This window comes from Anaerotignum faecicola (assembly GCA_024460105.1).
Lineage (GTDB): Bacteria > Bacillota > Clostridia > Lachnospirales > Anaerotignaceae > JANFXS01.
Window position 1 is genome coordinate 362419 of sequence record JANFXS010000001.1, and the last position, 22604, is coordinate 385022.

Sequence of the window (22604 nt, forward strand, 5' to 3'; positions counted from 1 at the left end):
ATATCATTATATCAATTTTAAACGCCTTTGTATATAACAAAAAAATGAAATTTTATGTGCGGGAAGTTAAATGTCACAAATTATTTAGCAGGCAAAAACGGCCTTAGGCATCCGGCAACATTGTTTATAGGCATTGTCTGGAGTATAATTTTCCCCGGCCCCTTTACTACGGTATTGAAAACCCCCTCGCCGCCGAAAAGCATATTTTTAACGCCCGGCACGGATACGATTTCAACAGAGCAGCTTTCAGTCATAGCCGCAAGGTAGCCCGTATCTACAACCATGCTTTCTCCCGGGGCAAGTTCATATTCTATAGCCGCCCCGTCAATTTCTATAAACGCCGTGCCGTTGCCCGATAACTTCTGCATAATAAATCCTTCGCCGCCGAATATTGCCGCGCTGAGTTTTTTCTGGAAAAATACGGAAAGTTCAACCCCAGCTTCCGCCGCCAAAAAGCCGCTTTTCTGAACGACAATTCCATTGCCCTTTGATATTTCAAACGCCCTTATCGAGCCCGGAAAGCTTGATGCAAACGCAATCATGCCTTCGCCGCCGACAGCGGTATACCTATTCTGGAATAATGCTTCTCCTGAAAACATCCTCCCAAAAGCCTTGCCTATGCCGCCGTTGCTTGTCGTTTCCATTTTCATGTTTTCCGTCATCCAGCACATGGCCCCTTTTTCAGTTATCATAGCCTCGCCGTTTGACAATGTACATTCAACGACAGGAAGCGTCCCTCCCATAATTTCGTACTTCATATTATCAACCCCCTATAAAGTATATTTTTTTTACATTATACAGTAAAATTCATTAAAACGCCCCATAAAAATTATTTCATTTTTCTTAAAATAAAAAACGCCTTTCGGAACAGATATTTCCGAAAAGCGCATTTTAAATTTTCTATTAATATAATATCCGGCGGCTTTAAGCCGCCATTGTTTATATGGGAATGTAAACTTAACCTATACTGTATACCGCCTAATACGCCTTTAACGCCAAACCGTTTTATTTCAGCACGGTATGTCGGCGTATCTGCCGTTAAGGTTTTTTGTTCATAACTATTTTGTCGTCTTCAGCGCTTACAACAACGGTATCGCCTTTTTTAAACTTTCCTTCAAGGAAGTTTTCGGCAAAAGCGTCCTCAATTTTGCTCTGAAGCGCCCTTCTCAGCGGCCTTGCGCCGTAAGCTTGGTCAAACCCTGTTTTTGCAATAAAATCTATGGCGGTTTCGTCAAACTCCAGATCGATTTCCATATTTTCTTTTGTCCTTGATACGATTTCTTTTGCCATAAGCCTTACAATGTCTTTTACGTTATCTTCGTTAAGGGCATGGAATACAATAATATCGTCTATCCTGTTTATAAACTCAGGTTTAAAGAGGTGTTTAACCTCGTCCATAACGTTCTTTTTCATATCGTCATAGCTTTTTTCACTGCTGCCGTCTGTTGTAAATCCAAGCTTTTTAGGCTCTACGATATTTCTTGCCCCGGCGTTTGAAGTCATAATTATTACAGTATTTTTAAAGTCGACTTTTCTTCCCTGCGCGTCGGTTATATGGCCGTCGTCAAGAACCTGCAAAAGTATATTGAAAACGTCCGGAGAAGCTTTTTCGATTTCATCAAAAAGTACAACCGAGTATGGTTTCCTTCTTACTTTTTCACTTAACTGGCCGCCTTCTTCATATCCCACGTATCCCGGAGGAGAACCAATCATTTTTGAAACGCTGTGTTTTTCCATATATTCGCTCATATCAATTCTTATCATAGCGTTTTCGTCGCCGAAAAGCACTTCTGCAAGGGCCTTGGAAAGTTCCGTTTTGCCGACTCCGGTAGGTCCGAGGAAAAGGAAAGAACCTATAGGACGTTTAGGATCTTTAAGCCCTACCCTGCCGCGGCGGATAGCCTTGCTTATTGCAGTTACGGCTTCGTCTTGGCCGATTACCCTTTCATGCAAAAGTTTTTCCATATTCATAAGCCGCTGGCCTTCTTCTTCCTGTATGCTTTTAACGGGTATTCCCGTCCAGCTGCTTACAACGTCGGCAATCTCGTTTTCGGTAACTTCAAGCCTTGTGTCGATATTCTTTTCTTCCCACTCCTTCTTTGCTTTTTCAAGCTGCTCTTTGATGGAGTTCTGTTCTTTTTTAACCGACGCGGCTTTTTCAAAGTCCTCCGTTTTTATGGCTTCCTCTTTTTCTTTCTCAAGAGATTCCATTTTCCCTTCAAGATCCTTAACGTCCGAAGGCGCCGTGTAGCTTTTCAGCCTTACTTTTGAGGCCGCTTCGTCTATAAGATCGATAGCTTTATCGGGAAGGAACCTGTCCGTAATATATCTCGAACTCATTTTAACCGCCGCTTCTATAGCTTCGTCAGTGATTTTAACTTTATGGTGGGCTTCATACTTGTCCCTGAGTCCGTAAAGCATTTCAACTGCGGCCTCCTCCGAAGGTTCCTCAACCTTTACAGGCTGGAAACGCCTTTCGAGGGCGGCGTCTTTCTCAATATATTTCCTGTATTCTTCCATAGTCGTTGCGCCGATTAACTGTATTTCTCCCCTTGCAAGCGACGGTTTGAGTATATTTGAAGCGTCAATGGCGCCTTCCGCACCGCCCGCGCCTATGATTGTGTGTATTTCATCTATAAAAAGTATCACTTTTCCGTCTTTTTTAACTTCGTCGAGCACGCCTTTGATTCTTTCCTCAAACTCGCCCCTGTATTTTGAACCGGCTATAAGCGAAGAGAGTTCAAGGCATACAACCCTTTTGTTCTTTAATATTTCAGGGATATCGCCTTTGGCTATTTTCTGCGCAAGGCCTTCGGCTATGGCCGTTTTGCCGACGCCCGGATCCCCTACAAGGCACGGATTGTTCTTTGTCCTTCTTGTTAAAATCTGTATAACCCTTTCAATTTCGTTGTCACGCCCAACGATAGGGTCGAATTTATCGTCCTGAGCCATTTTTGTAAAATCACGGCTGTATTTGTCAAGAGTAGGCGTCGAGGAATTTCCCGCCGCTTTCGGCTGTCCCATGCCGGCGCCGCCGGAAGGGCTTTCGCCTTCGCCAAGCATATTCATAATGTCCTCAAACATCCTCTGCAGATTTACTCCCAGACTTAAAAGCAGTTTAACTGCTATACAGTCGCTTTCATTAAGAAGGGCAATTAAAATATGTTCCGTGCCGACATATCCGCTTCCCATATTAACGGCTTCCTGCACGCTCCTGTCAAGTATCCTTTTAACGCGCGGCGTATACCCTGCCACAGATGCCCCCGGAGTTCCCGCTCCTATTACTTCTTCAACCTTTTCCAGTATATCGTTATTGTTAATTCCTTGGCTTTCTATCGCTTTGGCCGAAACGCTGTCGGCAACAGATGAAAGTCCCAGAAGAATATGTTCCGTACCGAGATAGTTATGTCCGAGCTGTCCTGCATATTCCTGCGCTTTTTTAACAACTTCCTGTGCTTTTTGCGTAAATTTTCCCTGCATAAATAAACCTCCTTTGCAGATTGCTTTATTCTGTTTTTGTATAAAGGCCATTTAAGGCCCGTTTATTGCATAATTCCGAATTAGGCCGGCGTACAATTCACCGCCGCGGCAGCAGTGTATAATACAAGCTCTCTAAAATCCTGATTTAGCTGTATCCACCGTACCGGCCTTACTCTCTGCCCGAAAAGACGTCCCTAAGGTATTTTGCCCTTAATTCGTCTCTCTTATTAACATCGGACCCGCTCCCCAAATTGTTTTGTATATTTCCGGGCTGTATATTTATCATTATCGTATAAAGGCTCTTTTTAGGTTTAGGCGCGTCCAACACTCCCGCCATATAACCCTCCCTTATATTGGAAAGGTACGACATTGCTTCCTTTGCGGAAATTTTTCTTGCGTTAGTTATTATACCGTATGAGCGGTAAACTTTGTCCTCAAAATCTGCCGCGTTGCCTTTAATGAAGCGTTCGCGTTCTTTTGTTTCCTGTTCTTCAACAAATTTAACGGCGTTTTTAAGGTTTTCTATTATTTCTTCCTCGCTTCTTCCCAATGTAATCTGGTTTGAAATCTGATAAACGGAACCGTTGGCCTCGCTGCCCTCGCCGTAAGTCCCGCGCACGGTTATGCCGAACTTGCTTAATGCGTTAACAACGCCTACAATTTTGCTTGCCCTCTCAAGCGCCGGGAGATGCACCATGAATGAAGCCCTCAGCCCTGTGCCTATATTTGTAGGGCACGCCGTTATATAGCCGCTGTTTTCATTAAAGGCATATTCAACGCTTTCCTCAATAAGATTGTCTATTTTATCCGCCAAATCAAAAGCTTTGTCAATCTGTTTGCCGGGGAGAATCGTCTGTATCCTTATATGATCCTCTTCATTAAGCATAATGCTTATTGTTTCGTCGTCCTTTATCAGCACGCCGCAGCTTTCATTTTTTGCAACCAGCACGGGGCTTATAATATGGCTTTCCATGAGAGCGCGCTTTTCGTTTGCCGAAAGCGTTTCAACTTCCGTAAACTTAAACTGGCTTCCCAAGGGGGTTCTGTCATTAAGCAGGGCGCCTTTAACGTCGTTAATTACGTTTTCGGCGTCGCTTTTTGACATTCTTCCCGGAAACGGATATTTTTTAATATTCCTTGCAAGCCTTACGCGGCTTGAAATAACAATGCCGCTGTCAACTTCTTTATTTTCATACCATTTAAGCATATGTTATTCCTCCCTGCCTATTTCCCTTATCCTGTCCCTCAGTTTTGCCGCTTCCTCGTATTCCTCATTCTCAACGGCCGCCGCGAGTTTCCTTTTCAGTGTGTCAAGCTCACGCTTTTTCATCATCCGGCCGCCGCTTTTCTGCGGTATTTTGCCTTTATGTTCATTACTGCCGTGAATACTTTTTAAAGTAGGCTGAAGATTGTTATAAAAAGAGTCATAGCAATCGGAACATCCAAGCCTTCCGCTTCTCATAAAATCCTCATACGTCATGCCGCAGTTCGGGCATCTCAGCCCTGCATTTTTATATCCGCCGCCAATCCCTGCCGGAGAAGCGGCCATATTAAACAAATCCTGAAACATATTATTAAAATCGAATGAAAAACCGTTTCCTATATCGCTTGCCGCCGCACATTCGGCACAAAGATGGACTTCCTTAACGTCCCCGTTAATTATTTGTTTCATGTGTACAGTCGCCTGATTTTTTTTACATTTTTCACAAAGCATAATTACACCTCCAAGCTTTTTATTAGCCATCTCATCGCATGAGTGCTAACCAAAGCTAAAAATTATAAGACCTTTTACAGTCTCTATTATTATACATATATTCATATAAAATACAATTTAAACCTTTTTTAACAAAACACCTTCAATTTATTAGCCACCTAAACGCATGACTGCTAATCAATTTCTAATTGTTATAATACACTTTTTTTTGCCAATGTCAATAGTTTTTTTAAATTTTTCAAAAAATTTTTTATAAAGAAGTTTCCTTCCTTTATAAAATATGCTTCCCTATTGCCGCAATTATATAAAAGGCCGTTTTAATATTCTTAAAACGGCTCGATGTACATTTTACTCGATGTCCTTAAATTCTCCTTCCATAGTCTGTTCCACGATATTTTCCATAATATCTTTTGTTAAAGCGCTTGGGGCGTATCCGAATATATTGCCGTTTTTGTCAATCATAAATGTGGTCGGAAAAGCAGAGATGCCGTACTGCGAAAACGTTTCATAGCTTTCGTCGAATACAACCGGGAACGTGTACCCTTCATCCGAAAGAAATTCAATAATGCCTTCGCGGCTTACTTCCCTGCCAAGGTTAGGAGCGGCAACGCCCAGCACTATCAAATCTTCTCCGTTTTCACCATGTTCCTCGTAAAGCTTTTGTATATCGGGCATTTCCGCCTTGCACGGCGGGCACCATGTAGCCCAAAAATTCAGGAACACCACCTTTCCCTTATATTCTGAAAGCGTATGTTCATTACCGTATTGATCGGTCAGCGTAAAATCCGGAGCGGCTATTTCGTCCGAACTGCCGCCGCCGCTTTCGCTTCCGTCGATTTCATTCGCGTCCTCATCGCTATAATTTTCAGTAGGCTGAGCGCCTGAATTATCCCCGAACGACGAAAGGTATCCTGTAAATCCGTTCATAAATCCCGTAAGCGTCATAAAGCCCATTAATATAAGTATAGCGGCCCCAACCTTAACCGCGGCGTTAACAATGTTTTTCCTATGTTTAAAAAATTCGAGGGCTTTTCCCGTAAACAACCCAACGGCTAAAAACGGCGCTACAAAACCGACTGTGTAACAGCCTATAAGCATAAATCCTGTTTTTGAAGCGGAAGCCGAACCCGCCATAAGCAAAACGCCCCCGAGAGCAGGCCCGACACAAGGCGTCCATGCAAAACTAAATGTAAATCCCAATATAAACGCATATAAAGGACCCATCGCGCCGCCGTCGAAAGACAAATGGAACCGCCTTTCCTTTTCTATTGCCATTGAGCGGCCGAAAAATCCGAACTGATAGAGACCGAATACAATCATAATAATACCGCTTATGCGTGCAAAAAGAGTCCTGTTTCCGCTGAAAAAGCGTCCCAACGCCGTAAATCCGACGCCGAGCAGGAAAAATGCAAAACTGATTCCCACAACAAAAAACACTGTATTTAACAATACTTTTTTCCTTGGGTAGCATATTTCGCCGTTTTCATCTACTTCCTTCGCCCCTCCGGCCATATAGCTTACATAAAGAGGAACAAGCGGCAGTACGCACGGCGAAAAAAAGCTGACTATCCCCTGAAAAAACAATGTAAATATCAAAACTAAATTCTCTGCTGAAAATATAATATACCGCCTCCATTATTTAATATTTGCCTTAAAAGCCGTTAAAAGCCAAACCCACACGCCTGAACCGATTTTAAAACTCCTTGAGCTTCTGAAATAAACGCCGACAATATTTAACTCTGCCGTCAGCGCGTCATCTTAATAAAAATTTTTCAAATGCGCCGCTTGTATCCCGGGCAGACAGTTCAACCGTTTCCCCTGTTTGCGGATGCCGGAATTTAAGGCCGCATGCACAAAGGGCAATAGCAAAACGCCCCCTGCGCCTGATAAACGCCGCGTTGTATTTAGCGTCGCCCCAAAGCGGTACGCCCCTTGACGCAAACTGTACCCTGATTTGATGGTGGCGTCCGGTAAAAAGACGTATTTTCACAAGCGAAAGAGTTTCAAATTCCTCGTCATCCACAGTATCCAAAACAGTGTACTCAAGTTTTGCGGCTTTCGCCCCTTTTACGCCTTCTTTGACGACGCGGCTTATATTCGACCTTTGGTCTTTAAACAGGAAATCCGTAAAAATCCCGTTCCTTTTGTCGGGGACGCCGCACAGTACGGCTTCATATTCCTTAACAAATCCGCCCTCCTGCATATCCCTGCTCAGGGCGGCGGCCGTACTTCCGTCTTTAGCGAACAGCGTTATGCCGCTTACCGGCCTGTCAAGGCGGTTTATTATGTTTAACGGCGTATTTAAATATTTTTCCAAATAAGAAACCAAATCCGTATCGCCTGTTTTATCAGCCTGCGACGGCATCCCGCACGGCTTGAAAACGGCGCACAGCCTGCTGTCGTTTAAAAGAATTTTAATGTCCCGCATGAAAAATAACCCCGCTTCTTCCTTCAAGCACAACGTCAATTATCCCGTTGCGAACGCCGAACCTTTCTCCCGAATATCCAAAACCGTTTTTATTCGTCAAATACATTTTTTCCATAAAATCATCATTTCTTACGCCTATGCGCCAGACGGGTATGGAAACCCTTCTCTCCGTTTCATTGTTGTTAAACGCCACTGCAAATTTATCTTTAAAATCAAACCTTCCGTATGAAATCAAACCGTAATCTTCATTTAAAAACATTGTCGATCCAAAATTAAGCGCCGGATATTTTTTTCTAATGCCTATAAGCTCCCTGTGGAATTCTATAAGGCTTAAATCTTCCCGTCCCCAAGGGTATGTGCGCCTGTTGTCCGGATCCGTAAAGCCGCACAGCCCGGCTTCGTCCCCGTAATAAATTGTCGGCGAGCCGACCCATGTCATTTGGAACATAACCGCTTCCCTGAATACGGCCGTATTTATCCCCTCTTCGGCTTCATGGCTTTTTAAACCGCCGAGCCTTCCGCATTTCATGTTCGTTCTTGTCAAAAAACGCGAATGGTCGTGGTTGCTCAGTTCGTTCATCGCCGTAAAAAGAGACTGCCTTGGAAGCCGCGCCATATTCCGAACCATAGTGTCGGCAAACGCCTCTCCGTTATTCAGCAGATCTTCCCTGAAGCTGTCGCCGTGCTTCTCCATGCCGCACAAAAAGAAACTTAAGGGTTCCATAAAAGCGTCGTAATTCATGATTGTATCCCACTCGCGCCCGTTAAGCCATGGCGACGCGTCGCCGTAATGTTCAGCAAGTATCACCGCTTCCGGCTTTGCGCTTTTAACCGCTTTTCTGAACTCCCGCCAAAAATAATGGTTATATTCCGCGCTCCTGCCTAAATCGGCCGCAACGTCTATGCGCCATCCGTCGGCGTTATAAGGCGGCATAAGCCATTTTTTTGCAATGTGCATTACATCGTTAAAAAGTTCCTTCGAACCTTCATAATTGAGCTTAGGGTGGTTAGGGAACCCCCACCAGCCTTCATAGCTGTCGGGCCATTCCCTTTCGTTCTGCCAAATAAAATAATTTTCATACGGGCTGTTTTTATCCTCGTACGCGCCTTTCTCATATCCCGCTTCACGTTTGTAAACGCCCTGCTTGTTGAGCCATTTGTTAAAATCGCCGCAGTGGTTGAAAACGCCGTCCAGTATTACCTTTATTCCCATTCCGTGCGCTTTCCTGACAAGCTCCATGAAAACCTCGTCGCTTGCAATCAGGTTTTTATAATCCGTAGTCCTTTTAATATATTTCCCCGCATTTTTGTTGTCCTTCCCATCAGGCCTCACAGGCACGCCGCCGTCGCGCACAATGCGGCCGATATGCGGATCCACATGGTCGTAATCCTGTATATCGTATTTGTGGTTGCTCGGCGAAACAAATATGGGGTTAAAATATATTGCGTCAATCCCCAGGTTTTTAAGATAACCCAGTTTATTTATTACGCCCCTCAGATCCCCGCCGTAAAAATTCTGTATATCGTTTTCCTCAGGCGGCTCATACCAGTCCTTAACCTTATGCACGGGCTTATCCCAGTAAACGTATTCCCCGTCGCATACGTCGTTTGACATATCGCCGTTTGAAAACCTGTCTACATATATTTGGTACATAACGCTGCCCCTGCTCCAAAGCGGCGTTTTGAAATTTTTTATTATAACGAAATCGGCGTATCTCAGCGGTTCTTTGCTTACGCCCGCTTTTGAATAGTAATGCAAAGTTCCGTTCTGCCTTATTTCAAAATAATACCTTATGTCCTTATCCGACGGCAGAAAAACTCCCCTGTAATAATCAAAAACGCCGTCGCTTTCGCTGAGCTTCATTTTAATACGACCTTCGTCCCAAACAATAAAAGCTTCTTCCGCATTGTTTTCAAGCGTTCTTAGAATAACCGTCACTTTATCGCGCCATGTGGGTTCCTCCGGGTAACGGAAACTGCGGGTTTCATCGCTGAAAACCGCTTCCATATTAAGTTCTTCGCACTTTTCATGTCCTCTGCCAATCATTCGGATACCAACTTTCATCTAATCTAAACATCAGGTAAAATTATTATTAGTATATTATTTATTTTTACGCCGGTCAATCGGATTTATAAATGTTCTGTAATTCATAAACTAAAAAATTCTGTATCTGCACATTGTTGTTATTTAACCGCCGTTATATATCGGATTTTTGCGCAAAACCGCCTTTTTATTTACCGGATTTTCCTGTTTAATCCTAAGCTTTGAATGATGCTCCGGCTTTCTTTTACGCTCAATAAAGCATCGTAATTATATTATTTTGCATTTTAAGCGGATCTGTTAATAAACATCTTATTTTTAATCCCCATTAAATATCCACGCAAGTTATGAATAAAATGAAAAAAGACAGTCCGCCGAAAGACTGTCTTTTCTCACAAAGAGAAGGTATTTCTTATTGGGGATGCATATAAAATGCACCGTGAAAATATTGGGGAATTTTCACTGCTATAAGTATACCACAGTGTTAAAAAATTGTCTATAATTTTTTGAAAAATTTTTAACAAACTTCCCCTTATATTTTTATATAAAATAGCTGATTCCCGAAATTCATCCCAAGCAATAATATGGCATTTCCTTTAGGCTTACGATTACAAAACGTGAATAGCCGCATTAATTTTTTATCCCTTAATATCAAGGCTTTAACTGCTGTAATCCTCAAGCACCCTTGCAAGCGAATCTTTGCCGATAACTTTAATGCCCTGCGTAAGCCTAAGACGTTCTTCCTCGCTCAAAGCGTCTACGGGAATAGAGGTAATTTCTTTTAAATTAACGCCGTTTTGTTCCTGTTCATAAAAAACGGCGATATATCCGTCCTTTTCTCCTACAACATATCTTTGCATACTGGGGCCGTATATAGTTTTTTCCATAACTACCTCTTTTGACGAAAAACTAACAATATCCCATGTTGAGTAGTATTTAAGAAGATCCGAAAGCGTTAAGTCAATAAGAAAATACGACGGCTCCTCCTCAACTTCTTCAGTTACGCCATCGTCGGCAAAATTGTACCTATATACCATTTTCGTTGACGGAGTTATTTTTTCTTCCTTTGAAGCGGCTTCGACAACTTCGGCCTCCGCATCGTCCTCGGCGCTTTCCTGCGATATTCCGGTTTTATTTATGTTTATCTCATCCATGAATTTATTCATTGTATATAAGTATCCGGCGGCGGATCCAACAAACCCCGATGTTAACGTAAGGGCAACAACAGCCGCTTTTTTTCTGTTTATAACCATCTTTTTGCCTCCTTTTCCATCCTTTGTATTTACCTTTGGAAATATTATTGACAAAAATTGGCTCTCTTATACAAAAACACGGCGTATGGTTTCCGTGTTTCCAAATACGCGGTTCTGCCATACGCCATGTTTAAACTATATAAGTTTTAATCGGCTCTCTGAAGCTTTAAAAACATACGTTAAAAGCCCGAAACCTCAAAAAAAGCAAACCATTATCATTATGACGGCACCTTTTGCATCAGGGAGCCGCGTCAGGCATGCGGCGTGCCGAAAATTAAGCCGCACCGTCGGTTTCTCCAAACTCAATAATAAATAACGCATACTAAATATACTACATAAGCCCAAGCCTTGTAAATACAGCTGCAAGTTTGCCGCCCATGGGCATAGCTTTAAGTTCGTTTTTAGTAATCCCTTTAATAAGCAAAAGAACAATTCCGTAAACAAAAATACTTACGGCAATAGCAAAAAGGGTTGAAACAGTGTTTCCCGCCCCTACGAAAAACATCAATTTATATGAAAAATAACAGAACACGCCCATTATTGCCGATGCAAACAAAGGCTTTACAAGAGAGCCGATAAGATCCGGAGTAAATCTTGCGGCTTTTATAAGCGCGCGAAGATTAAGCCCCGACGCTACAATATAACAGAATATAGTGGAAATAACAGCTCCCTTTACATTTATTTCAGGTATAACTATAAGCACATAATTAAGTATTATTTTAACTACGGCCCCAAAAGCCGCATTGACCGCCGGAACCTTAACTTTTCCGATTCCCTGGAGCGTGCCTGTGACAATCTGGCTTAACGCAAGGAAAACAATGGAAACGGAACCTATCGCCAAAAGATCCCCTCCCTTAGGCGTTGAAGGGAACAGCATTAAAAGTATCTGATGCGCGAGAATTCCCATTCCCACGGCGGCCGGTATCGATATAACCATAGCTATTTTTATAGCCATATTTATTTTTCTCTGAACTCCAGCCCTGTCCTTTAACGCCATGGAAGCGGCAATATTCGGCACTGCCGCCGTAGCCATTGAAGTTGAAATTGCAACCGGAAGCGTAGTTAAAACAACATACTTTCCCTGAAGCTGTCCATAAAGACTTTCCGCCTCCTCCGCCGTAAAAGCCCCCGAAGCCAGCAGTCTGTCCATAACCATGCTCATATCCGCTAAATTCGTAATCGAATAAATGGCCGTTCCGATTATAATAGGCACAGCCGTTGAAACGAGAATTTTTGCAATCTTTCCGACGCTTTCCGGGCGGCTGTTGCCCCTTGAACGCCTTTTAACGGCGTCGATAACCGCCGGCCTTATCGCCATATATGTTATTACAACGACAATAAGCCCCGCTAACGCCCCTATTCCTGTTGCGGCCGTTCCTCCCGCCGCTCCCAGCGCAACGCTCTTCCCTACGAAAATCCACGCAAGCAGGACGCTGAAAACAGCGTTAAAAACCTGCTCCACAATTTGGCTTATAGCCGTAGGCGCCATATTGTTCATTCCTTGAAAATATCCCCTCAGCACCGACATTATGCCTACAATAAATATAGTTGGGGCAAGGGTTAAAAGCGTATAATAAGCATCCGGTATTTTGCATATATTTACAGCAATCTGCTCCGCAAATACTATAAGAAGAACCATCAGCGCAAAACTTATGGTTCCGCTGCCGGCAAGCGCCACAAGGAAAACCCTGTGCGCATTTTTATACTGCCTTAGCGCAAGCCTTTCGGAAACCATTTTGCCTATTGCCGCCGGAAGTCCCGCCGAAGAAAGTATCAGCAGAAAATTATAAACCTGATATCCGGCGCTGTATATGGCGTTTCCGTTGTCGCCTATAAGCGTAGTCATAGGCAGTCTGTATAAAAAGCCGATAAACCTTACAATAAGGCCGGCGGCCGCAAGTATAGTCGCCTGTTTTAAAAAGGAGCTGTTTTTATTTTTTTCAGCCATCAGAACACCTCAAATTAACACACGGCTTTATCACAGGCCCCTAAAACTTAGCTGCCGTAAGGCAAAGGCCGATATTAAAACCAATATAAACACTGCCGCTTTGAACATGCCGCGCCTTTACGGATATGTACGGCCGCCGTTTAAATCACAGCCGCTTTTATATATTATCCGCATTTGCGCTTAACAGCTTTCAGCAAAAATGAAGCCAATCAGTTATTCGCATTGTTCGCCCTGTTCCTTGCTTTTTTCCTAGCCTGGGAATCGAGTATCTTTTTCCTCATCCTAAGGCTTGTTGGAGTAACCTCGACAAGCTCGTCGTCGGCTATAAACTCAAGGCACTGTTCAAGGCTCATTTCTATGCATGGCGTCAGTTTAAGTGCGTCGTCCGCTCCGGAAGAACGCATATTTGTAAGCTGTTTTTTCTTGCATACGTTAACTTCCATATCGTCGGATCTGGAATTGCGCCCTACAACCATTCCCGCATAAACCTTTACTCCCGCGCCTATAAAAAGGTCGCCTCTTTCCTGCGCGTTGTAAAGGCCGTAGGCAACGGCTTCGCCGCTTTCAAAAGCAATAAGCGATCCCTGCGAACGCATAGGTATCTCTCCCCTGAACGGTTCATAGCCGTCAAAAAGCGAATTCATTATTCCGTTGCCCTTTGTATCCGTCAAAAATTCGTTCCTGTATCCTATAAGGCCCCTTGCCGGTATTGAAAAAACAAGGCGCGTATATCCTCCCTGGGAAGGATGCATATCCGTCATTTCCCCTTTGCGGCTTCCGAGTTTTTCAATAACATTTCCTACAAATTCTTCCGGAACGTCTATGGTAACTATTTCCATCGGCTCGCATTTTTCGCCGTCTATCTCCCTGTAGAGCACTTCCGGCTTTGCAACCTGGAATTCATATCCTTCGCGCCTCATGGTTTCAATCAGTATTGAAAGGTGAAGTTCGCCTCTTCCCGAAACTTTAAACGTTTCCGTCGATTCAGTATCCTCAACACGAAGGCTCACGTCTGTGTTAAGTTCTTTGTAAAGCCTTTCCCTTAAATGCCTGCTTGTAACAAATTTACCTTCCGTACCTGCAAATGGGCTGTCGTTAACGGAAAAATTCATTGAAAGGGTAGGCTCCGAAATCTTAACAAAGTCAAGCGCCTGCGGATTATCAGTCGAGCAGATAGTATCGCCTATCCTGATGCCCGAAATACCGCTTACAGCGACAATATCGCCGACTGTAGCCTCTTTTACTTCAACCCTCTGTAATCCTTCAAATACATAGAGCTTGCTTATTTTAACTTTTTGGCTGAATTCCGGGTTATGGATATTAACAAGCATACATTCGTCGTTTACATGTATTGTGCCGTTTTCAATCTTGCCTACGCCTATACGCCCCACATATTCGTTATAATCTATCGTTGTAATAAGGGCTTGCAGATTCGCCTGCGGATCTCCTTCCGGAGCCGGTATATGTTCGATTATGGTTTCAAAAAGGCATTTCATGTCATTGTCCTGGCTGTCCGGCGAAAGCGACGCCGTTCCCTGCCTTGCGGAAGCAAAAACGAAAGGCGAGTCAAGCTGTTCGTCGTTTGCATCAAGTTCCATAAAAAGCTCGAGAACTTCGTCCACAACTTCTCCGCATCTTGCCTCGGGCCTGTCCACCTTATTTACGCATACTACAACCGGAAGGCTTAATTCAAGCGCCTTTTTAAGAACAAACTTAGTCTGGGGCATCGGCCCCTCAAAAGCGTCAACTACAAGCACTACGCCGTTAACCATTTTAAGCACGCGTTCCACTTCCCCGCCGAAATCCGCATGTCCCGGCGTATCGACAATGTTAATCTTCACATCTCCGTAGTGTACCGACGTATTTTTTGATAATATTGTAATTCCGCGTTCCCTTTCAATATCTCCCGAGTCCATGACCCTTTCCTGCACCGTCTGATTTGAACGGAACGTCCCGCTCTGTTTCAAAAGCTCGTCAACCAACGTAGTTTTGCCATGGTCAACGTGCGCGATTATAGCCACATTGCGGATATTGTTTCTTTTTGTTTTCATGCTTTCTAACTCCCTGTCTGAACTATACGTTTATTTATACTAGTACTGATACTTCCCTAACTTTAATATTTTATCACAGACATGTATATATAACAATAAAAAATTTGTAAAAAAATGGCTTACGCCTTCTTTCATTCCTTATTAAATAAAACGTCTCATTCGCATTATTATCCAAAACTTCTTGTTTGCATTATTATCCAAAAATCTTAATTTTAACCGCCTTATCGTTTGCATGCCAATTCGCAATTACTTTACGCAACAAAAAAAGCCCCTTGAAACAAGGGACTTTTCTCCGTTTTAAACCGGTGTTGCTAATCGTTTTTTCTATATATCAAATGCAATTAAAAAATGTACAGTTGACTATATTACAAATGATTAAGCACGCACTACGTTAGCTGCCTGTGGTCCTTTAGCGCCCTGAACAACTTCGAATTCTACAGCCTGGCCTTCTTCAAGAGTTTTGTAGCCGTCTGCCTGGATAGCTGAGAAGTGAACGAATACATCGTCTTCGCCTTCAACAGAGATAAATCCGAAGCCTTTTTCTGCGTTAAACCATTTTACTGTACCTTTTTTCATTGATAAATCCTCCTAGCAATTTAAAAAAAATTAAATGTGTCTTGTGACACTTTAGAGAATAGCACATTTGGCATAAAGTGTCAACCAAAATATTATATATTATAGTTAGTATTAACATACATTTAGGCCCTATAACCGACGTCTTTCTTCAAATTGCCCGATAAAATTGCTCCACGCGCCAATTCGTCACATCTTTCGTTCTCAATATTGTCCGCATGCCCCTTCACCCAAATAAACTTAACGTCGTGATAATCAAGCAGGGTAAGCATCCTGTCCCAAAGATCGGCGTTTAACGCCTTGTCTTTTGCGTTCCTCTTCCAGCCGTTGGCCTTCCATTTCCTTGCCCAGCCTTTCTCTATTGCGTCTACAACATATTTTGAATCGCTGTAAAGGGTCACGCTGCATTTTTCTTTAAGCGCTTCAAGCCCTTTTATAACCGCCAAGGCCTCCATTCTGTTGTTTGTGGTTTCCTCAAAGCCTTCCGAAATTTCCTTCCGGTTCCCTTTATAAATAAGGACAACTCCCAACCCGCCTTTTCCCGGATTGCCCGAACACGCCCCGTCGGTATATATGTCAATACTTTTCATTCAGTTTCACCCTTTAAAATAGATTCCCCAAACAGGATATCGTCAGGGGTTGTTATTTTTATATTCCTGTAGCTTCCCATAGTTACATAAACCTTATGCCCGGCAAATTCCATAACCATTGCGTCGTCCGTTGCCGCAAAGCCGTGCGGAAGTTTTTCGTACGCTTCTTTAATCAATTTATAATTAAATCCCTGCGGCGTCTGCATTGCCCAAAGGCTGTCTCTATTGGGAGTTTCCAAAACAATATTTTCATTTGAACACACTTTTACAGTGTCCTTAACGGGAACGGCAAGCGCGCATGCCCCTGTTTTTTCCACCCCCTCTATAACGCTTAAAATATCCTTTTCATTAACAAACGGGCGCACTCCGTCATGTATCAGCACAATATCCGTATCGCCGTCGAGTTCTTTAACGCCGTTATAAACGGAATCCTGCCTTTCCCTTCCTCCGCGGCATATCGTCGTTTTTTTCCAACCGTATTTTTCCGCCATGCCGCCGCAGTATTCAACGTCTTCATCAGGCACAGCCAATATAATCTGCCCTATGTAAACCGAATTTTCAAACTTTGAAACCGTCCTTGCCAATATTTCAATGCCGTTAAGCTTTATAAACTGTTTTTTCACATTTGCGCCCATACGCGTGCCTTTACCGGCCGCTACAATAACCGCGCCGCATTTTTTCATATAAGCTCCTCTTTTAAAAAATGTCAAAAGCCGGCGGTTCCCGGCTTTAATATCAGTCTTTTTTCTTTGTAAATATCATTCTTCCGGCGGCGGTCTGCAAAACGCTTGTTACAATAACATTTATCTGTTCTCCTATAAACTTGTTCCCGCCTTCGACAACAATCATTGTGCCGTCGTTCAAATACGCTATGCCCTGTCCGTATTCCTTGCCGGCCTTTATAACCGTAACCTGCATATCTTCTCCCGGCAGTACCACCGGTTTTATAGCGTTGCTTAATTCGTTTATATTAAGCACGCGCACTCCCTGAAACTCCGCGACTTTATTAAGGTTAAAATCGTTTGTAACAACAAAAGCGTCTATTTTTTCGGCCATTTTCAAAAGCTTGCTGTCAACTTCAAGCTGTTCCTTTGTGGAAAAGTCCACTATTTCCACATTAACGGCCGTTTGTTTTTGTATTTCGTTCAATATGTCAAGCCCGCGCCTGCCGCGGTTCCTTTTAAGCGAGTCCGCCGAATCGGCGATGTGGCGCAGTTCCTCAAGCACAAAATTCGGGATTATAATCTTTCCTTCTATAAATCCGGTTTTTAATATATCAAGTATACGTCCGTCGATAATTACGCTTGTGTCCAGTATTTTCGGCCGTCCGCTTACAGATCCGCCTTTTAACCTGACATTTTCTTTAACTCCGTCCATAAGGCTGCCTATGCCGCCTATTTCATCTTTCTTCCTCCTTGCAACCCTGAGGCCCAGGAAACCGAAAATTATGTTTAAAAGTACGGTAATGCTTGTGCCTATAACTCCGTAGCCGCTTATGGCCATACCTATAAGGTTTGCAATGGCAAGACCCAGTATAATGCCGAAAATGCTGGCCATAAGGTCTTTAAGGCTCATCTTTACAAGCCTTGTTTCAATATTTTCCATCCTTTTGATTATTTCGTCGCTTATAATATGGGCAACCACAAAAAAGAAAATAATGCCGAGCACTATCCCGGCCGCCGCCGGGGCATAAGGCGGTATCACGTCCCCAATCCTGGATAAATTGCTTTTATAAAAGAAATCAAATAGAAAATAGCTTAAAGCAGTGAACGCCATAGTCAAAATGAATTCTATTCCCCGTTTCAGCACTGTTTCTCCTCCTCCAGCCGCTGTATTTTGTAATTTTTGGCATGGCTACATATCTATTATAGGCTATTGTTTACAGTTAATCAATATAAAAGCTTATTTGCAAGAAAATCTTCTGCAAATTGGAAATCAATTCCTTTTGCAAAGGCAATTTCGCTTACCGCAATCTGTTTTGCACTGTTAAGCATCTTTTTTTCCGCGCTTGAAAGTCCGCGTTCCCGCTCCCTAAGCATTAAGTTCCTCGCAACTTCAACAACATCGCAAAGCCTTCCTCCCCTGATCTTCTCAAGGTTTTCTTTATACCGTATGCTCCAGTTGGACTGTATTGCGACAGGTATGCTGAGAACGAGTTCAATAGCTTTCATAATTTCCGATTCATCCGAAACAGGCCTCACGCCTATCTTATCGGTTTTTGAAACGGCCACTTTAATTTTAAGGTTGCCTTTCGGTATCCTTATTACATAATGTACTCCCGTTTCTTCCGTTTCAATATCCGACACAATACCGGCGCCGTACATAGGATATACTATTTTATCCCCTACTTTAAACAAAATTCTCACCCTCTTAGATATAAAACATGACAATATTATAAATGTTTACTTATTATAACAAAAAATCTAAAAAAAGTAAATTTTTAATTATACTAATTTTAGGTATATATGTCAATGTTATATATTACCATATATAGTATTTATTATTCTTGCTTCTTTAATTAACTGTAGTTAATGCCATATTGACAGAAGGGCAGAAAAATGTTAGATTACTATTATATCATTATGTAGTTTTTAAAACGACAATTCGTTATATATACATCAAGGAGGTTTCATATGCCAGGCTTTCAGATTTTCAGCGACGGGGCGTGCGACATTCCATATGAAGATGCGGAAAAAAACGGGATTAAAATAATTCCTTTTTATGTATCTTTAAGCGGCGGAAAATACCAAAAAGAAATTGCCGAGCTGTCTTTGGACGATTATTACAGCAGTTTCTTAAAGGCGAATATTTTCCCTAAAACTTCCCTGCCGTCCGTTCAGGATTACATTGACGCTTTTACTCCATGCCTTGAAAACGGTCTTGATATATTGTGTTTTACAATTACTCATACTCTAAGCGGCTCTGTACAGTCCGCAGTGTCGGCAAAGGAAATACTTGAAGAAAAATATCCAAATTCAAAAATATATATATTAGATTCCCTTCTTGCAACCGGAGCGCAGAGCCTGCTTATTATGGAAGCCGCAAGGATGAAGCGCAGCGGCATGGGTATTGAGGATGTATATGAAAACTGTAAAAAAATTATACCTACAGGCCGCATTATGTTTATGGTCGGCGGCCTTGAGCACCTTGAAAAAGGCGGGCGCATAGGAAAACTCGTTTCCCTTTCGGGCGGCATACTGAAAATCAAACCGTTAATAGAACTTAAAAACGGCGAAATAAACGTAGCCGGAATTGCAAGAAGCCGCAAGGGCGGTATTAAAAAACTTGTCGAGATTACAAAAAACTATTTCAAAAAAAATAACGAACAATACGGCGAATATATATTTAAAATCGGCTATACGAATACTCCCGAAGAAGAGCCGTTATTTAAAAGCGAAATCGAAAACGCCCTGCATAATGCAGATTTTACAGATAAATTCCTTATAGGGGCTACAATTTCATCACATACCGGCCCCGGCACAATAGGCCTGTGCTTCATAAAAAAATATGAAAACCTCTGATATATCGAATCATTGTCGATATATCCGCTTGTCATCATCGAGCGGCGCCATTGAAAATTGAATTTGTATCCGGTAAAATACTTGTATATAAATACTTTCTGTATATATACAAACCTCCGCTTTAGTTTGCCGTGGGCACAAGATTTTAACCGGCGGCAACGGAGCATAGGCACAAGCGCGGCGCATATCCGGCGGCAAGTCCGAAATATGGAAAAATTTCCTTGCAATACGTGTATTACATTATAAACCAACACTGCCAATGTTTAAAAATAAAAAGGCCTAAGCTTATATTTATAATAAGCTTAGGCCTTTAATAATTCAAAGCCATAAATATATGCGCCAAATGCAGCATTTTACATTTTGTACTTTCTTTCAAGATCAAGCTTTTCTATTTCAAGTATCCTTGTCGCCTGCACGCTGTTTTCCTCTTTGCTTAATTTCCCGTACTTGTCCACTTCCGTAACGTCCTTAGGCCCATGGCTCAGCGACGCCGCGCCGCCGATACAGCCGCATCTGCACGCCATTCCTTCTATAAAGTTCCCTTTAAGCCTGCCCATAGAGGCAACCTTAAGCGTCTTGACAACTTCACTTAAACCGTCGCATTTAACAGGCTCAAAATTTGTATCAATGCCAAGCACGTCTATAGCCTGCTTAACCGCTTCCGTAACGCCCCCGCTCCTTGCAAAAAGCCTTCCGTAGTAGGACGCGTTGTCAAGAGACGTTTCCTCGCATTTTGTAAGATCTATTTCATGCGCGTCGAGCATAGCCTGAAGTTCCTCAAAGGTAATAACAAGGTCCACGATACCTTTAATATCATCCTCCTTAATTTCCATTTTCTTTGCCGTACAAGGCCCTATAAAAACAATTTTGCAGTTATCGTCAAGGTGCCTTATCATCTGGGCAATGGCAATCATAGGAGAAACTGTGTTTGAAACATGCCCCATAAGATCCGGATAATTTTTCTGTATATATTTAACGAAAGCCGGACAGCATGAAGTTGTCATCCACTGCCGCTCTTCAATAGTTTCCGAAAATTCTTTGGCTTCATGGCAAGCCACTATGTCGGCTCCCAACGCAACCTCAATAGCGTGATAAAAACCGAGTTTTTCAATCCCGTTTATAACCTGTTCTATTTTTGCGTTTGTAAACTGGCTGCTTATTGAGGGCGCAACAATAGCATATACTTTATACTTTGTATTTCCCTCGGAATTTTTAATAAGTTCAAGCGTGTCCACAACGTACGATTTATCGACTATTGCGCCAAATGGGCATTGGTAAACGCACGCTCCGCATGAAACGCATTTTTCTTCGTCTATATAGGCTTTCTTATTAGTGTCTATAACAATCGCCCCGGCGCCGCAGCTTCTTAAACACGGCCTCTGAACGTCGCTTATGGCCGTAAACGGGCATGCGTCCTTGCACCTTCCGCACTCAATGCACATATGCTGGTTTATATACGCCCTTTGCCCTACAATCATTATTGCGTCTTTAGGGCATACCTCATGGCATTTATGCGCAAGGCATCCCCTGCACGCTTCGGTTACAACATATCTGTCTACAGGGCACTCGTCGCATGCGCTTGTTAATATATGGATTACATTGTCGCCTTCAAGGGGCTCTATTGCGAACTTAGCCCTCTCTTTTACTATGTGCCTTTCTTTATATATACAGCATCTTGTTAAAGGCTCGGGTCCCGGTATAATCGTTTCAGCTATATCGTCAACGACGTCCTCAAGCTTCTCGCCGTTTATATACCTTTTTGCTATTTCTTTATTAACAAGGTATTTTGTATACTGAACATTACTTTCAAATTTTCTCATCAGCCACTCCTTATTATATATAATATACTTTTACTTCCTTGCCCATGTTTTCCATAAGCCTTGCCATTTCCCTAAGCTGATTAATCTTAAATGTAAAATCCATAGGGAAGCTCTCGTTCTGGTGCGCCGGGTTGACTGCTTGTCCAATCCATATATTGAGCTTGTCGCAGTTTTCAATCAAAAGCCTTGCAAGCATGCTTGCGGCGTTCCTTTCATGGAGCTTAGCAAGCACTTTTGAATTAAATTCCGGATTCATATACCCTTTTATAATAGCAAGAGCTTTATTAATCGTTATAACGCCTTCCGTAACAAGTTCAATGCGCGGTATTATTCCGACAGGAGGTATTTCCGGAGTCATCGTAGTCAAATCCACATCCATTTCCGTCCCCAAAGTCCGTGCCACTATGCTTGCGGTCGTCCCGCCGCACACAACAACTTTGCCTTCGGCCTCAAGAATTTCTTTTATTACCTCGTAATCGTTGTCAGGATTTTTAGGAGGGCCCGAAAATAAGTTTATAGTTTCCTGTTCCCTTATTTTAACGGCCAAAACTGTCGTATCGTCCCCGGCTTTATTCTCATAAAGGTTCTGGCACACCTCAAGAACGCTTCCCGTAACTGATGTTGTAGTAACTTCCTTTGTGGAAAAATCCCGCAAATACTCGTTTACATTCTTCCACTGCCATCCCAGGGCAAGGCTGCGCCCTACGCCCGCATGCACAACGCCGTCGCTTACCGCCACAAGAAGGCTGTCCTCGTCAAGCTTAAAAGTGCTTTCAAGTATAGTTTTGCCGTTTATTTCCTTTTTTGTCTTTTTAATAGGAACGTCATGCCCGTTTTTAAACACAAATATAGAAGGATTGTCAAATTCGGCCACATAAACTACACCGTCTTTAAAAACCTTCACAATAGTAAACGTCGAATACGCCAAATGCCTTTGCGAACACACAGGCAAAGTGTGTACTATCGTATCAATGGTTTCTTCAAGGGAGGCCCCTTCCCTCAGCATGGTCGCGGCAATTTTAGAAGTAAGCGTTGCAAGTATGTTGGCCTTCACGCCGCTGCCCATTCCGTCGGCAAGAACAAGTATTTTGCAGTCGTCAAGGGTTACCTGCTCAATATGATCGCCGCATAGTTCCTCGCCGAATTTGTGTATGCTGTTATAAGCCGTGTCTACATAATACAACG

Annotated in this window: 18 protein-coding genes; 1 reads left to right on the forward strand and 17 read right to left on the reverse strand. The window is 42.8% G+C overall.

The window, feature by feature from the left end:
• Positions 1-80: 80 nt before the first annotated feature.
• The 15 genes from NE664_01645 to NE664_01715 all read right to left on the reverse strand — a co-directional run bounded on the left by NE664_01645 (position 81) and on the right by NE664_01715 (position 18435).
• Entirely contained in the window at positions 81-758 is a 678-nt protein-coding gene (locus NE664_01645) for a TIGR00266 family protein (GenBank protein ID MCQ4725364.1), read from the reverse strand.
• A gap of 280 nt (positions 759-1038) precedes the next feature.
• Positions 1039-3480, reverse strand: a complete 2442-nt coding sequence (locus NE664_01650) for an ATP-dependent Clp protease ATP-binding subunit (protein MCQ4725365.1) — start codon at positions 3478-3480, stop codon at positions 1039-1041.
• A 169-nt stretch (positions 3481-3649) separates the two neighbouring features.
• On the reverse strand, positions 3650-4687 hold the full coding sequence (locus NE664_01655; GenBank protein MCQ4725366.1) for a protein arginine kinase: 1038 nt from the start codon (positions 4685-4687) through the stop codon (positions 3650-3652).
• A 3-nt stretch (positions 4688-4690) separates the two neighbouring features.
• A complete protein-coding gene (locus NE664_01660) occupies positions 4691-5152 on the reverse strand; it encodes a UvrB/UvrC motif-containing protein (GenBank protein MCQ4725367.1) in 462 nt (153 codons plus the stop codon).
• A 390-nt stretch (positions 5153-5542) separates the two neighbouring features.
• The gene (locus NE664_01665; protein MCQ4725368.1) at positions 5543-6817 is read right to left on the reverse strand and encodes a redoxin family protein; all 1275 of its coding nucleotides are present in this window, start codon (positions 6815-6817) and stop codon (positions 5543-5545) included.
• Positions 6818-6947: 130 nt separating this feature from the next.
• Positions 6948-7622 carry an RNA pseudouridine synthase gene (locus NE664_01670; protein ID MCQ4725369.1) on the reverse strand — a complete coding sequence of 225 codons (675 nt, stop codon included), beginning with the start codon at positions 7620-7622 and terminating at the stop codon, positions 6948-6950.
• Positions 7609-9669: a glycoside hydrolase family 13 protein gene (locus NE664_01675; protein ID MCQ4725370.1), complete on the reverse strand. Its 2061-nt coding sequence runs from the start codon at positions 9667-9669 to the stop codon at positions 7609-7611. The genes NE664_01670 and NE664_01675 overlap by 14 nt, the downstream gene beginning before the upstream one ends.
• A 653-nt stretch (positions 9670-10322) precedes the next feature.
• Positions 10323-10916, reverse strand: a complete 594-nt coding sequence (locus NE664_01680) for a BofC C-terminal domain-containing protein (protein ID MCQ4725371.1) — start codon at positions 10914-10916, stop codon at positions 10323-10325.
• Positions 10917-11247: 331 nt separating this feature from the next.
• Positions 11248-12864 carry a polysaccharide biosynthesis protein gene (locus NE664_01685; GenBank protein MCQ4725372.1) on the reverse strand — a complete coding sequence of 539 codons (1617 nt, stop codon included), beginning with the start codon at positions 12862-12864 and terminating at the stop codon, positions 11248-11250.
• A gap of 209 nt (positions 12865-13073) precedes the next feature.
• A complete protein-coding gene (gene typA / locus NE664_01690; GenBank protein MCQ4725373.1) occupies positions 13074-14915 on the reverse strand; it encodes a translational GTPase TypA in 1842 nt (613 codons plus the stop codon).
• Positions 14916-15290: 375 nt separating this feature from the next.
• Positions 15291-15491 carry a cold-shock protein gene (locus NE664_01695; protein MCQ4725374.1) on the reverse strand — a complete coding sequence of 67 codons (201 nt, stop codon included), beginning with the start codon at positions 15489-15491 and terminating at the stop codon, positions 15291-15293.
• A gap of 122 nt (positions 15492-15613) precedes the next feature.
• On the reverse strand, positions 15614-16078 hold the full coding sequence (gene rnhA, locus NE664_01700; GenBank protein ID MCQ4725375.1) for a ribonuclease HI: 465 nt from the start codon (positions 16076-16078) through the stop codon (positions 15614-15616).
• Positions 16075-16761, reverse strand: a complete 687-nt coding sequence (gene ispD / locus NE664_01705) for a 2-C-methyl-D-erythritol 4-phosphate cytidylyltransferase (GenBank protein ID MCQ4725376.1) — start codon at positions 16759-16761, stop codon at positions 16075-16077. The genes rnhA and ispD overlap by 4 nt, the downstream gene beginning before the upstream one ends.
• Positions 16762-16813: 52 nt before the next feature.
• Positions 16814-17887, reverse strand: a complete 1074-nt coding sequence (locus NE664_01710) for a TRAM domain-containing protein (GenBank protein ID MCQ4725377.1) — start codon at positions 17885-17887, stop codon at positions 16814-16816.
• Positions 17888-17967: 80 nt separating this feature from the next.
• A complete protein-coding gene (locus NE664_01715) occupies positions 17968-18435 on the reverse strand; it encodes a CarD family transcriptional regulator (GenBank protein ID MCQ4725378.1) in 468 nt (155 codons plus the stop codon).
• Between the two features lie 276 nt (positions 18436-18711).
• On the opposite strand from NE664_01715, the gene NE664_01720 reads away from it, so the two are divergent.
• The gene (locus NE664_01720) at positions 18712-19599 is read left to right on the forward strand and encodes a DegV family protein (GenBank protein ID MCQ4725379.1); all 888 of its coding nucleotides are present in this window, start codon (positions 18712-18714) and stop codon (positions 19597-19599) included.
• Between the two features lie 353 nt (positions 19600-19952).
• Here NE664_01720 and NE664_01725 read toward each other — a convergent pair whose 3' ends face one another.
• Both NE664_01725 and NE664_01730 read right to left on the reverse strand, forming a co-directional pair.
• Entirely contained in the window at positions 19953-21419 is a 1467-nt protein-coding gene (locus tag NE664_01725; protein ID MCQ4725380.1) for a 4Fe-4S dicluster domain-containing protein, read from the reverse strand.
• 13 nt (positions 21420-21432) lie between these two features.
• Positions 21433-22602 (reverse strand): serine/threonine-protein phosphatase, encoded by a 1170-nt coding sequence (locus NE664_01730; GenBank protein ID MCQ4725381.1) that lies wholly within the window; start codon positions 22600-22602, stop codon positions 21433-21435.
• Positions 22603-22604 lie beyond the last annotated feature (2 nt).

What these genes read in the sequence shown, in the direction of transcription:
- NE664_01660 (MCQ4725367.1), bottom strand. Translation starts at nt 5,152, where the DNA reads ATGAAACAAATAATTAACGGGGACGTTAAGGAAGTCCATCTTTGTGCC.
- NE664_01645 (MCQ4725364.1), bottom strand. Translation starts at nt 758, where the DNA reads ATGAAGTACGAAATTATGGGAGGGACGCTTCCTGTCGTTGAATGTACA.
- NE664_01685 (MCQ4725372.1), bottom strand. Translation starts at nt 12,864, where the DNA reads ATGGCTGAAAAAAATAAAAACAGCTCCTTTTTAAAACAGGCGACTATA.
- ispD (MCQ4725376.1), bottom strand. Translation starts at nt 16,761, where the DNA reads ATGAAAAAATGCGGCGCGGTTATTGTAGCGGCCGGTAAAGGCACGCGT.
- NE664_01675 (MCQ4725370.1), bottom strand. Translation starts at nt 9,669, where the DNA reads ATGATTGGCAGAGGACATGAAAAGTGCGAAGAACTTAATATGGAAGCG.
- NE664_01680 (MCQ4725371.1), bottom strand. Translation starts at nt 10,916, where the DNA reads ATGGTTATAAACAGAAAAAAAGCGGCTGTTGTTGCCCTTACGTTAACA.
- NE664_01670 (MCQ4725369.1), bottom strand. Translation starts at nt 7,622, where the DNA reads ATGCGGGACATTAAAATTCTTTTAAACGACAGCAGGCTGTGCGCCGTT.
- NE664_01655 (MCQ4725366.1), bottom strand. Translation starts at nt 4,687, where the DNA reads ATGCTTAAATGGTATGAAAATAAAGAAGTTGACAGCGGCATTGTTATT.
- rnhA (MCQ4725375.1), bottom strand. Translation starts at nt 16,078, where the DNA reads ATGAAAAGTATTGACATATATACCGACGGGGCGTGTTCGGGCAATCCG.
- typA (MCQ4725373.1), bottom strand. Translation starts at nt 14,915, where the DNA reads ATGAAAACAAAAAGAAACAATATCCGCAATGTGGCTATAATCGCGCAC.
- NE664_01695 (MCQ4725374.1), bottom strand. Translation starts at nt 15,491, where the DNA reads ATGAAAAAAGGTACAGTAAAATGGTTTAACGCAGAAAAAGGCTTCGGA.
- NE664_01725 (MCQ4725380.1), bottom strand. Translation starts at nt 21,419, where the DNA reads ATGAGAAAATTTGAAAGTAATGTTCAGTATACAAAATACCTTGTTAAT.
- NE664_01720 (MCQ4725379.1), top strand. Translation starts at nt 18,712, where the DNA reads ATGCCAGGCTTTCAGATTTTCAGCGACGGGGCGTGCGACATTCCATAT.
- NE664_01650 (MCQ4725365.1), bottom strand. Translation starts at nt 3,480, where the DNA reads ATGCAGGGAAAATTTACGCAAAAAGCACAGGAAGTTGTTAAAAAAGCG.